Genomic DNA, 11,524 nt, shown 5'->3' on the forward strand with positions numbered 1-11,524 from the left:
GCGCGGACACCTCGATGACCCTCACCGCTGCCCCCGGCGCAGACGGGCGGACGGCACGGAAGGCCCCGCCCGGAGCGGCGCCGCGCACGCGCCGCTCCGGGCGGCTGCGCCGCATCGGCCTGCCGTACCTCCTGCTGCTCCCCGCCCTGCTGCTCGAACTCCTGGTCCACCTGGTGCCGATGGTGATCGGCATCGTCGTCAGCTTCAAGGAGCTCACCCAGTTCCACATCCGCGACTGGGGCGCCGCTCCCTGGGCCGGGTTCGACAACTACTCCCTCGCGGTCGACTTCGACGCCCCCGTGGGCGAGGCGCTGCTGAAGTCCTTCACCACCACGTGCCTGTTCACCCTGTTCTCGGTCGGGTCGTGCTGGTTGCTCGGGACGGCCGCCGCCCTCTTCCTGCAGGAGGACTTCCGCGGCCGGGGCTTCCTGCGCACGCTCTTCCTCGTCCCGTACGCCCTGCCCGTCTACACCGCCGTCATCACCTGGGCGTTCATGTTCCAGCGCGACAACGGGCTGGTCAACCACGTCCTGCACGACCAGCTCGGCCTCACCGACAGCCCGCCGTTCTGGCTGATCGGCGACAACAGCTTCGTCACCCTGCTCGTGGTGTCGGTGTGGAAGGGCTGGCCCTTCGCCTTCCTGATCATCATGGCCGGGCTGCAGAACATCCCCCGGGAGGTCTACGAAGCCGCCGCCCTCGACGGGGCCGGGACCTGGCAGCAGATCCGCCGCATCACCCTGCCGGCGCTGCGCCCGGTCAACCAGGTCCTCGTGCTGGTGCTGTTCCTGTGGACCTTCAACGACTTCAACACCCCCTTCGTCCTCTTCGGCAAGGCGGCGCCGGAGTCCGCGGACCTCGTCTCCCTGCACATCTACCAGTCCTCGTTCCAGACCTGGAACTTCGGAGCGGGCTCCGCCATGTCGGTCCTCCTGCTGCTGTTCCTGCTCGTGGTGACGGGCGCCTACCTCCTGATCACCTCCCGTGGAAGGAAGGCCACCGATGCCTAGTCGGTCCCGGCGCCGGGTCCGCTCCCCGATGGCCGCCCCGCGCTCCTTCCTGTGGAGCCGGCGGATCTTCCTGACGCTCCTCACCGCCTTCGTGCTGCTGCCGGTGTACGTCATGGCCTCCAGCTCGCTCAAGCCGCTCCAGGACGTGTCGGGCGCGTTCCAGTGGATCCCCTCCGGCCTCACCGTCCGCCCGTACGTCGACATCTGGAAGACCGTTCCGCTGGCCGACTACTTCGTGAACTCCCTGGTCGTGGCCGGGGCGGCGACCGTCTGCTCCGTCACGATCGCCGTGTTCGCGGCCTACGCGGTCAGCCGCTACTCCTTCCGCGGCAAGCGGGTCTTCACGGTCACGGTGCTCTCGACGCAGATGTTCCCCGGCATCCTGTTCCTGCTGCCGCTGTTCCTCATCTACGTCAACATCGGCAACGCCACCGGCATCGCCCTCTTCGGCTCCCGCGGCGGCCTGATCCTCACCTACCTCACCTTCTCCCTGCCCTTCTCCATCTGGATGCTGATCGGGTACTTCGACTCGGTGCCCAGGGACCTCGACGAGGCGGCCAAGGTGGACGGCTGCGGGCCGCTCGGCGCCCTCTTCCGGGTCATCGTGCCCGCGGCGGTCCCCGGCATCGTGGCCGTCGCCGTGTACGCCTTCATGACGGCGTGGGGCGAGGTCCTCTTCGCCTCCGTCATGACCAACGACACGACCCGCACCCTCGCCGTCGGCCTCCAGGGCTACGCCACGCAGAACGACGTCTACTGGAACCAGGTCATGGCCGCCTCCCTGGTCGTGAGCCTGCCCGTCGTCGCCGGCTTCCTCCTCCTGCAGCGCTACCTCGTCACCGGCCTGACCGCAGGTGCCGTCAAGTAGCGGCCCGCCCTCCCCGCCCGCCCCTCCGATCACTCCAGAGAGGTTCTCTGTGTCCGATCCGATAGACCTCGCCGCCTTCCCCCCCGACTTCGTCTGGGGCACGGCCACATCCGCCTACCAGATCGAGGGCGCCGTCGCCGAGGACGGCCGGGCACCGTCGATCTGGGACACCTTCTCCCACACGCCGGGAAGGACCGACAACGGCGACCACGGCGACGACGCCTGCGACCACTACCACCGGTGGCCCGGGGACATCGCCCTCATGAAGGAGCTCGGCACCGACGCCTACCGGATGTCCGTCGCCTGGCCCCGCGTCGTCCCCGGCGGCGACGGGCCCGTCAACGCGGCCGGCCTCGACTTCTACGACCGCCTCGTCGACGGCCTCCTCGACGCCGGCATCACGCCCAACATCACCCTCTACCACTGGGACCTCCCCCAGGCCCTCCAGGACCGCGGCGGCTGGACCGTCCGCGACACGGCCGAACACCTCGCCGTCTACGCCTCCGCCGTCGCCGGGCGGCTGGGCGACCGGGTCACCCGTTGGGCCACCTTGAACGAACCGCTGTGCTCCGGGTGGATCGGCCACCTGGAGGGCAGGATGGCCCCCGGCCTCACCGACCTGACCGCCGCCGTGCACGCCTCGTACCACCTGCTCCTCGGTCACGGCCTGGCCGCGCAGGCGATCCGCGCGGCGGCGCCGGGCGCCCGGGTCGGGCTCGTGACCAACCACTCGACGGTGGATCCCGCCTCCACCCGGCCGGAGGACATCGCGGCGGCCACCCGCATGGACGGCCACACCAACCGCTGGTGGCTCGACCCGGTGTACGGCCGGGGCTTCCCCGCCGACATGCGCGAGCTCTACGGCGTCGCGCTGCCGGAGCGCCCCGGCGACCCGGCGACGATGGCCGTCCCGCTCGACTGGCACGGCCTCAACTACTACTTCCCCGTCACGGTCGCCGACGACCCGGCCGGCCCCGTCCCCCACGCCCGCGAGGTCCGCCTGCCCGGCGTGCCCCGCACCGGCATGGACTGGCAGATCGACGCCGACGGCCTGGAGGCGTTCCTGATGCGGCTGACCGACGACTACGGCGTCCGGCGGCTGTACGTCACCGAGAACGGCTCCGCCTTCCCCGACGCCGTCGGCCCCGACGGCACCATCGACGACCCCGAGCGGACCCGCTACCTGGAACAGCACCTGAGCGCCTGCGCCCGCGCCGTGCGCAAGGGCGCCCCGCTCGCCGGCTACTACGCCTGGTCCCTGCTCGACAACTTCGAGTGGGCCTACGGTTACGACAAGCGCTTCGGACTCGTCCACGTCGACTACGCGACCCAGGCCCGCACCGTCAAGTCGAGCGGCCGCCGGTACGCGGACATCATCCGTGCCCACCGACAGGCCCACGCGCCGGCCGGAGCCCCGCGGAAGTGACGGGCGGCGGTGGCCGGCGCCCGGTGCCGCGCGTCCTCCGGACGGCGGTCCGGCGGCCCGCTACCGTCGGCCGGGTGGAACTGCTGCTGATGTCCGACACGCACGTGCCGGCGCGCGCCAAGGCGCTGCCCGGCGAACTCCTCGACCTGGTGCCCCGCGTGGACGTCGTGTTCCACGCGGGCGACTGGGTGGACACGGCCACGCTGGACCTCCTGCGGGCGCGTGCCCGGCGGCTGGTCGCGGTGTACGGCAACAACGACGGCCCGGACCTGCGGGCCCGGCTCCCGGAGGTGGCGTACGCCGAACTGGAGGGGCTGCGGTTCGCCGTGGTGCACGAGACCGGCCCGGCGCGGGGGCGCGAGCGGCGCTGCGCCGAACGGTTCCCCGACGTGGACGTGCTCGTCTTCGGCCACAGCCACATCCCCTGGGACTCCCCGGCCGGCGACCGGTTGCGGCTGCTGAACCCCGGTTCGCCGACCGACCGGCGGCGCCAGCCGCACCGCACGTACATGACGGCACGGCTGTCGGCCGGCCGACTCGCCGAGGTGCGCCTCCACCGACTGCCGCACGCCGTGTGAGCCCGGGCCCCGCCCGCCGCGCGCGGCACGCGCACGCCGCCGCGCCCGGATCCCGCCGTGACGCCCCCACGGCGGGATCCGGCCGAATCGCGGTCCCCCGCACGTCCCGCGCAACGCACGCGCGCCAGATGCCCTCTACCGGCTCGGAACATCGACTCTCACGAAGGGCACACGGTGCGCACGACGAGCCACATACGAGGCGCGGCACTCGCCGTATCGGTCATCGCGGCCATCCTGGCGCCGGCCACGCCGGTCCTCGCCGCCGAACCACCGCGGGCGGACCTGCGGGCGGACGTGGACCGGGACGGGCGGGTGGACGTCGCGGGGGCGACGGACAACGCGGGGGAGGACACCTGGACGCAGACCCGGGGCGCGGTCGTCCTGCCCAACATCGACGACGACACGAGGCGGTGCCCGACGTCGGGCCCGGGCGGCAGGCCGCTGTCGGACGCGCAGCTCGCCGCCTGCAACGACGCCTCCGACACCAGGGTGAACGGTGCCGCCGACGCCGCCGACCTGGCCCGGGTGCGCTCCGTGCCGATGAGGGGCCTGTCCCCGTCGGCGAGCGGCACGCTGCGGGTCGTCGGCGGCGCCAAGAACACCCGGGTGTTCCTCAGGCGGGCCGGCGGGTGGGTGCGGGTCGACGCCGCCACCCGCCTGACGGCGGCGGAGCTCAGGGCCGGTGCGGAGTTCGGCGTGGAGACCACCGACGTCGTACGCGACCACGCCCGCTGGGGCGGTCGCGCCGTCCTGCGCCTCACCGTCACCTCCCGCGGCACGACCACCTCGGACGACGTCACGCTCCGCGTGGCCCCGCTGCTAACCCACCATCACCTCCAGGCCGCCCAGCAACTGTTGGTCACCAGGGTCGCGGGTACGGACGCCTACGCGCGGCGGCAGCAGGCGTTCGTGCGGGGACTGGCGGCGGAGGCGACGGCCGCCGGCATCACCGCCCCGCTGTTCACCTTCGACAGGTACCAGGACGTCTGGGCGCAGGACTTCGTCGAGCCCGGGTACGTGAGCATGGCCGGCCCCGGTGGCCGCCGCCAGGTGATCCGCGTGATGCTGCGCTCGGCCCAGCCGGACCGGGCGGCCGGCCGGGAGCTGTTCGAGAGGCTGCGCGGCAGGGGCGTCGGCGTGGTCCAGGTCTCGGGGGTCCGCGAGTCGGAGGAGTGGACCCTGAACTCGATGGGCAACCTGGAGACCGTCCCGCCGTACACCCACGCCGGGCGTTCCTTCCCCGCCGGGCGCATCGTCATGGGCGAGCGCAAGGACGACGGCTCCAAGCCCGCGCGGGCCATGCGCGCACTGCTGGGGGCCCAGGGCTTCCAGGACCCGTTGCTCCTGGACACGTCCTGGCTGCACGTGGGGCACGTCGACGAGTTCGTGCAGTTCCTGCCGGCGCCGGGCACGCCGCGCGGCTGGAGGATCGGCATCGCGGACCCGGAGGCGGGGCTGCGGCTGCTGCGGGACGCGCAGAGGGCCGGGCACGGCACGGCGCGGATGTTCTCCGTGCCCGGCAGCAAGGACCTGCCCGCGCCCCGGGAGACCATCGACCAGGCGCTCGCCTCGAAGTGGCTGGTGGCCGACAACACGATGGCCGCGCAGCGCATCAGGGCCAACCTGGAGGTCCTCAAGCGCGAGACGGGCGTGACGGACGCCGAGGTCGTACGCGTTCCCGCGCTGTACACCCGCGGTACGGAACACGGCGAACGCGGGGAGCGGGTGCCGCGGCTGACGCGCCTGGGCGCGGGGGACGTGCCGGAGGCGGTCGGCGAGTACGGGCAGCAGAAGCGGCTCGCACGCGGGGGCGGGCGTGCGGCGGGGCCGGGGCGGGCCGTGATGACGAGCGCGTACGTGCCCGGCGCGGTCAACGGGGTGCTGTTGGGCCGGGACCGCTACCTGGCCCCGAGGCAGTGGGGGCCGGTCGTCGGGGGCGAGGACCTCTTCACGGCCGCCGTCACCGCCGCGTACACCCGCGCCGGGCTGAAGGTCTCGTACATCGACGACTGGGAGACGTACCACCTCGGCATGGGCGAGGTGCACTGCGGCACCAACACCCTGCGCGACGCCTCCGCCGCCTGGTGGAAGCGGTAGGACCGGCCGTCCGCACACCCGTTCCGCCCCGCTCCACGGCGAGTCCGCCGTGGAGCGGGGCCGCCGTGGACCGAGGCTGCCGTGGACCGGGGCCGCCAGAGGCCGTCCCCCGGCCTGCTCCCGTCCCGGGACGGACGTGTCCCCGCAGGTCGGACGCTCCGGGATCCCGTCCTGTGGGAAGCGTGCGGGACCCGCTTGCCGGTGCCCCGGCGGCCTGCTCCCATGGTGGTCACCGCTACGGCGGCCGGCCCCGACGGGCTCGCCGCGCTCACAGCGGTTCGTCCACCCACCGGCCCCCGTCCGAGGGGAGCCTCCCGCACGGCCGCCGGAGCCCGATCACCTCCGGAGCGGCACGGGCACCGGCGCACACGGCAGACACGACGGCCCCCTCCCGGGGCACGTGCGTGCCGCCGTGCCCGCGGCGCCCGCGTACGGACACCGGCGGGCCGGTCCGGAGAAACCTGGAGGAAGAAGCATGAACACGAGCACGACGTCGCCCAAGCCCGCACGCCGCGCCCGTCCGGCGGGACGGCGGCACAAGGGACTGCTGGCGGCCCTCACCGTCCTCGTCGTGGCGGGCGCCTTCGCCTCGGCCACCCCGGCCCGGGCGGCGACCTACCCGCTCGACTGTCTCATCACCGGGGGCCCGGCCTACACGGGCTGTTCGGGCAAGCTCACCGTGCACCCGGGTCAGCGGCTCGACGTGGACCTCGTCTCCTCCGGCGGCAAGCAGGTCCGCTTCTGCGCCGAGCCGTTCGGGGGAGGCATCGACTTCGAGTGCTCCGGCTGGCTGAACCCCGGCGCCCACACCGCCACGGTGTGGCGCAACGGGACGGGGCAGACGAAGTACGTGCAGCTCATCGCCGGGAAGAGGGCCACGGTGCACGTCCACGCCCAGGGCCGCTACCACATCCACTGACCGGCGGGCGGGGCGGGGAGCGGTCCGTCCCTGACGCACGACGCCGGCCGGTTCCCGCGGGGGCCGGCCGGTGTCCCGCACGGGCGGACGGGCCCCGAGCGGCTTGCTCCTCCCGTGGCGTGAGGCCCCACGAGCCCTGCCCCGAAGGTCGTCCTCATGACACGGCGCGGCGCCCGCCGCGGCCGGCCCCCTGCGACGCCCCCGGATGAACGACCCGCCGTCCTACGGGAGTTGGCGTGCCCTCCGCTGGACGTGATGTCCGCGGTGGGCCGGACGTGGTCCGGGCGCACGGGACGGGCCGCTGCCTCCGGGCCGGCCGCGAGGGCCCGCGCCGCCCGACCGCCCTGACGCGGGTGTGGGACGCGGGGGTACGGGGCCGGGCCGAGGACGGCCCCGGCCCGGCGGAAGCGGCTGAGCGGTGCGACCCCGGGGTCGGGGGCGCCGACACGGTGCGTGTCGTCCTGGTGCTCGGTGCCCCGGCGACGGTCTCAGCCGTCGGCCGCGTCCCCGGCCTCCCAACGCAGCAGGTCCCCGGGCTGGCAGTCGAGCGCTTCGCAGAGCGCGGCGAGCGTCGCGAAGCGCACCGCCTTGGCGCGACCGTTCTTGAGCACCGCCAGGTTGGCGGGGGTGATGCCGACGCGTTCCGCGAGCTCGCCCACGGACATCTTCCGCTTGGCCAGCATCACGTCGATGTCGACGGCGATCGGCATCAGATGACCTCTTCCAGCTCGGCCTGCATCCGCGCCGCCTCGGCGTCGCGCGCGACGGCCTGGGCGAGCAGCATCCGCAGCACCAGCACGACGAGCGCCACCCCCAGCACGGCCACGCCCACCCCGCCGACGAGCAGCACCACGCCGGGGGCGACGGCCTCGCCCGGCGCCAGGACGACCCCCAGCGCGAACACCAGGAGGGCGGCCGCCACCATCGCGCCGATCACGATGTGCACGTACCGGAAGGCCGCGTGGGAGAACACGGTTCCGCGCCGCACCATCGTCACCAGCCGCCACACGCAGACCAGGACGACCTGGGCCGCCACGATCCCCAGGAGCACGATCACGACGATCGGGACGCGCAGGTGCCCGAGGTCCCCGCCGACCTCCTCCAAGTCGACGGCCAGCAGCGGCACCATCACCGACTGCACGAACAGCGACCCCGCGAGCAGCGCCACGAGCACGGCGCGCAGCGCGAACACCGGTAGGTTTCCCATTCATCTCTCCTTCGATCGAGCAGCGATGGAAATCTATCGATATTCGATAGGCGCGGCAAGGCTGGGGGCGTCCGGGCGGGAATCCGGTACCGGCTCGTGACCGCGTGCGCGCGTGACCGGCGCGGGCGTGACCGGCGCGGGCGTCAGGAGACGGCCGGCGATGGGGTCGTGCCCGTCGTGCCCGTCGTGCCCGTCGTGTCCGTCGTGTCCGTCACCTCCGTCACCTCCGCTGCCTCGGCTGCCTCGATCGCCTCGTCCGCCGGGGCGGCACCGGGCGGCGCGGACGGTCTCGTACGGACGACGGCCTGGTCGCCCCGCGGTCCGAACAGGTGCAGGATCTCCACCACCCCCATGCCCGCCGGGCCGAACCAGTGCGGTTCCCTGGCGTCGAACTCGGCCACCTCCCCCGGGCGGAGGATGAGTTCCTCCTCCCCCAGGAGCAGCCGCAGTTCGCCCGCGAGGACGTAGAACCACACATGGCCGTCGTGGGTCACCAGCCTCGGCTCGCGGGGCGCCAGCACCTGCTTGTAGACCTGCACCCGGCCCGGGTACTGCGTCAGGGGCACCACCACGCCCTTGCGCCCCTGGTGGAAGGGCGTGAGGTGCACCCGGGGGTCGCCGGTGGCCGGCGCGGCGACCAGCTGGTCGAGCGCGACGCGGTGGGCGCGAGCGAGCGGGATGAGCAGGTCCAGGGTCGGTCGCCGCCGGCCCGTTTCCAGGCGGGACAGGGTGCTCACCGAGATCCCCATCGTCGCCGCGAGCGCCTCCAGCGTGATCCCGCGGTCCTTGCGCAGGGTGCGCAGCCGTGGCCCGATGCCGTCAATTATCTGTTCGATCTCCGCGTCCATGGCGACCAGTTTGCGGTCTTTGCAAGACCGGTGGGCGACGGGGGCCGCCCGGTCCGAGCATGGCCGGGCACCTACTCCCGGACGTACGAGGTGGACCGTGGTCACGACGACTCTCCCCGCTCAGCCCCTCCTCAGCGCGCGCAGACGCTGGACGGTGCTGGCCGTCTGCTGCCTGAGCATGTTCCTGGTGGGGTTGGACACCACCATCGTCAACGTCGGCCTGCCGGCGATCGGGAGCGGCCTGGGGGCCGGGACCCGCGCCCTCGAATGGACCGTGGACGCCTACACCCTCGTCCTGGCGGGCCTGCTGGTCTCCTCCGGGGCGCTCGCGGACCGGTGGGGCCGGCGACGGGTGTTCCGGGCGGGGCTGGTCGTGTTCGGCGCGGCCTCGCTGGCCTGCGCGGTGGCCCCTTCGGTGGGCGTGCTCGTCGCGGCCCGGGCCGCCCAGGGAATCGGCGCGTCGATGCTCAGCCCCGTGGCCCTCGCGATCGTGGTGAACGCGATGCCCGACCCGAAGGAGCGGGCGCGGGCGATCGGTGTCTGGGCGTCGGTCTTCGGGCTGAGCATGGCGGCCGGTCCCGTCGCGGGCGGCGCCCTCATCGCGGGGTTCGGCTGGCGGTCGGTGTTCTGGATCAACGTGCCGGTCGTCGCGGTCGCCCTCGTGCTCAGCGCGGTGTTCGTACCGGAGTCCCGGGCCCGGCGGGCGCCGCGGCTCGACCTTCCGGGGCAGGCCCTGCTGGCCGTGGCCGTCGGGGCCTCGGTCGGGGTGCTCATCGAGGGCCCGCACATCGGCTGGACGTCGCCCGCGGCACTCGCCGCGTACGCGTTCGCCCTCGCGGCGGCGGCCGGGTTCGTGTGGGTCGGGTCCCGCCGCCGCGAGCCGCTGATGGACCCGCGCCTCTTCCGTCGGCCGGCGTTCAGCGCTGCGGTCCTGGGCGCCGTGGCGGTCTTCGTCGCGCTGAACGTGACGCTGCTGCTCAACACCTTCTACCTGCAGCACGCCCGGGGTTGGACGGCACTGGCCACCGGGGTGGCGACCCTGCCCATGGCCGTGGGGGCGACAGTCTGCGCGCCCTGGTCCGGCCACCTGGTGGGCCGCACCGGACCGCGACCGCCCCTCCTCCTGGCCGGTGCCTTCCTCACGGTGGGCGGACTCTGCCTGGTCCGGCTCGACCAGCACACGAGCGTGCCGCTCCTCCTGCTGGCGTACCTGCTGATCGGCATCGGGTTCGGCTTCGCCAACGCCCCGCTCACCAACACCGCGGTGAACGGCCTGCCTCCCGCCCGTGCCGGCGTGGCCGGAGCGATCACGTCCACCGCGCGCCAGTGCGGCGCCGCGCTCGGCGTCGCCGCCGCCGGCGGCCTCGTCGCGGGGAGCGGCCCGGAGGCGCTCGCCCACGCGTCCCGCCCGGGCTGGTTCCTGGTCGCCGCCTGCGGAGTGCTCCTGTTCCTTGTGGCCCACGCGTCCCGGCCGGGGAAGGACGCCCCCCGGCCCGTACCGCCTGCGGGGCGGTGAGCCGCACGGCCCACTGCGACGCCCCGCCGGCCCGCCCCGGCCGGCTGAACACTCGCCCGTACGGGGACCTCGCCGGGACCGGTCCGTCCACGGGGGCCGCGTCCGGTACGGCGCGGCCCGGGGCGGGGCGGCGCCGTACCGGCCGCGGAGGGTGTTCCTTCTCGGGGACGGCTGTCGGAGACGGCCGTCCGGGGGCCGGAGGCCGGCGCCGGGAGCACGCGGTCAGTCGTCCGCGGCGTCATCCGCCTCGTCGTCCGCGGCGGCGGGGGTGCGTGCCGTCCCGGCCGATCCGGCCGCTCCCGGCACCTCGGCGTCGACCGTCGTCTCCCTCTCCGTCCCGTCCGCGTTCCGCAGCTCCACCTTCCACCCGCCGTCGTCGTCGAAGTCGACCGAGGTCACCGTGGCACCGGCGTGGGACTTGAGCGCCTCGGCCGTCGCCTGCGCGGCGTTCACCCCGGCCGCGCGCAGCGCGGCGCGCTCCGACCGGTCGTCGTCCGTGCCGTCGTCGTCCCGGTCGTCCCCGGAGGTCACGGTCGCCTTCGAGGCGTCCACCCGCAGCTCGTGCGTCCGGTCGCCCTTCCCCAGGACCTCGACCTCCCAGTGGGTGGCGTCGTCGTCCAGCTCGGCCGACGCCACCACGCCCGGCGTGGACTTCAGCGCGGCGGCGATCGCCTGCGCGGCCGTGACCGAACCCGCCGGGGCCGCCCGGTCGTCGTCACGGTCGGCCTCGTCGCCGGAGTCGTCGCGGTGGTCACGGTCGGTCTCGTCGCCGGAGTCAGCGCGGTCGTCGGCCTCGGCGTCGTCAGTGTTGTCGGTGTTGTCGGTGTTGTCGGTGTTGTCGGCGTCTTCGGCGTCTTCGGCGTCGTCTCCGTCGTGGACCCTCACCGCCTCCGCCGCCGTCCGCAGTGACGGGGTCGCGTCGCCGCCGACCGCCGCCACGGCCGTGTACGCACCGCCGCCGACCAGGGCGGCCGCCGCCAGCGTGGCGATGACGAGATTGCGCTTCATGGATGTTCCTCCTCCGTACCGGACACGGTTCGTGCCGTTCGCCGATG

Annotated in this window: 10 protein-coding genes and 1 pseudogene; 7 read left to right on the top strand and 4 right to left on the bottom strand. The window is 74.0% G+C overall.

Features of this window, described 5'->3' with window-relative positions:
• Positions 1-14 precede the first annotated feature (14 nt).
• The 6 genes from RND61_RS12460 to RND61_RS12485 all read left to right on the top strand — a co-directional run bounded on the left by RND61_RS12460 (position 15) and on the right by RND61_RS12485 (position 6,898).
• Positions 15-1,010 (top strand): carbohydrate ABC transporter permease, encoded by a 996-nt coding sequence (locus tag RND61_RS12460; RefSeq protein WP_315878004.1) that lies wholly within the window; start codon positions 15-17, stop codon positions 1,008-1,010.
• 28 nt (positions 1,011-1,038) lie between these two features.
• Positions 1,039-1,878 (top strand): carbohydrate ABC transporter permease, encoded by an 840-nt coding sequence (locus tag RND61_RS12465; RefSeq protein ID WP_315878005.1) that lies wholly within the window; start codon positions 1,039-1,041, stop codon positions 1,876-1,878.
• A gap of 49 nt (positions 1,879-1,927) precedes the next feature.
• Positions 1,928-3,304 (top strand): GH1 family beta-glucosidase, encoded by a 1,377-nt coding sequence (locus RND61_RS12470; RefSeq protein WP_315877957.1) that lies wholly within the window; start codon positions 1,928-1,930, stop codon positions 3,302-3,304.
• Positions 3,305-3,378: 74 nt separating this feature from the next.
• Positions 3,379-3,882: a metallophosphoesterase family protein gene (locus RND61_RS12475; RefSeq protein ID WP_315877958.1), complete on the top strand. Its 504-nt coding sequence runs from the start codon at positions 3,379-3,381 to the stop codon at positions 3,880-3,882.
• Between the two features lie 174 nt (positions 3,883-4,056).
• Positions 4,057-5,979: a protein-arginine deiminase domain-containing protein gene (locus RND61_RS12480; RefSeq protein WP_315877959.1), complete on the top strand. Its 1,923-nt coding sequence runs from the start codon at positions 4,057-4,059 to the stop codon at positions 5,977-5,979.
• Between the two features lie 475 nt (positions 5,980-6,454).
• Positions 6,455-6,898: a hypothetical protein gene (locus tag RND61_RS12485; protein WP_315877960.1), complete on the top strand. Its 444-nt coding sequence runs from the start codon at positions 6,455-6,457 to the stop codon at positions 6,896-6,898.
• 488 nt (positions 6,899-7,386) lie between these two features.
• On the opposite strand, the gene RND61_RS12490 is transcribed toward RND61_RS12485, so the two are convergent.
• The 3 genes and pseudogenes from RND61_RS12490 to RND61_RS12500 form a co-directional block, all read right to left on the bottom strand.
• Entirely contained in the window at positions 7,387-7,608 is a 222-nt protein-coding gene (locus RND61_RS12490; RefSeq protein WP_315877961.1) for a helix-turn-helix domain-containing protein, read from the bottom strand.
• Positions 7,608-8,105 carry a DUF2975 domain-containing protein gene (locus RND61_RS12495; RefSeq protein ID WP_315877962.1) on the bottom strand — a complete coding sequence of 166 codons (498 nt, stop codon included), beginning with the start codon at positions 8,103-8,105 and terminating at the stop codon, positions 7,608-7,610. Before RND61_RS12495 ends, RND61_RS12490 begins: the two co-directional genes overlap by 1 nt.
• 284 nt (positions 8,106-8,389) lie before the next feature.
• A pseudogene (locus RND61_RS12500) lies at positions 8,390-8,953 on the bottom strand (helix-turn-helix domain-containing protein); the annotation flags it as partial.
• Positions 8,954-9,050: 97 nt separating this feature from the next.
• Between RND61_RS12500 and RND61_RS12505 the strand changes: the two are divergent.
• Positions 9,051-10,469 carry an MFS transporter gene (locus tag RND61_RS12505; protein ID WP_315877963.1) on the top strand — a complete coding sequence of 473 codons (1,419 nt, stop codon included), beginning with the start codon at positions 9,051-9,053 and terminating at the stop codon, positions 10,467-10,469.
• A 222-nt stretch (positions 10,470-10,691) separates the two neighbouring features.
• Here RND61_RS12505 and RND61_RS12510 read toward each other — a convergent pair whose 3' ends face one another.
• A complete protein-coding gene (locus tag RND61_RS12510) occupies positions 10,692-11,477 on the bottom strand; it encodes a PepSY domain-containing protein (protein WP_315877964.1) in 786 nt (261 codons plus the stop codon).
• Between the last annotated feature and the right edge of the window lie 47 nt (positions 11,478-11,524).

Origin of the sequence: Streptomyces tamarix, assembly GCF_032423885.1 — a bacterium.
Classification (GTDB): domain Bacteria; phylum Actinomycetota; class Actinomycetes; order Streptomycetales; family Streptomycetaceae; genus Streptomyces; species Streptomyces tamarix.

Bases quoted from the DNA above. Each gene is read 5' to 3' on its own strand.
- RND61_RS12485 (WP_315877960.1), top strand. From the start codon at position 6,455: ATGAACACGAGCACGACGTCGCCCAAGCCCGCACGCCGCGCCCGTCCG.
- RND61_RS12495 (WP_315877962.1), bottom strand. From the start codon at position 8,105: ATGGGAAACCTACCGGTGTTCGCGCTGCGCGCCGTGCTCGTGGCGCTG.
- RND61_RS12460 (WP_315878004.1), top strand. From the start codon at position 15: ATGACCCTCACCGCTGCCCCCGGCGCAGACGGGCGGACGGCACGGAAG.
- RND61_RS12510 (WP_315877964.1), bottom strand. From the start codon at position 11,477: ATGAAGCGCAATCTCGTCATCGCCACGCTGGCGGCGGCCGCCCTGGTC.
- RND61_RS12465 (WP_315878005.1), top strand. From the start codon at position 1,039: ATGGCCGCCCCGCGCTCCTTCCTGTGGAGCCGGCGGATCTTCCTGACG.
- RND61_RS12490 (WP_315877961.1), bottom strand. From the start codon at position 7,608: ATGCCGATCGCCGTCGACATCGACGTGATGCTGGCCAAGCGGAAGATG.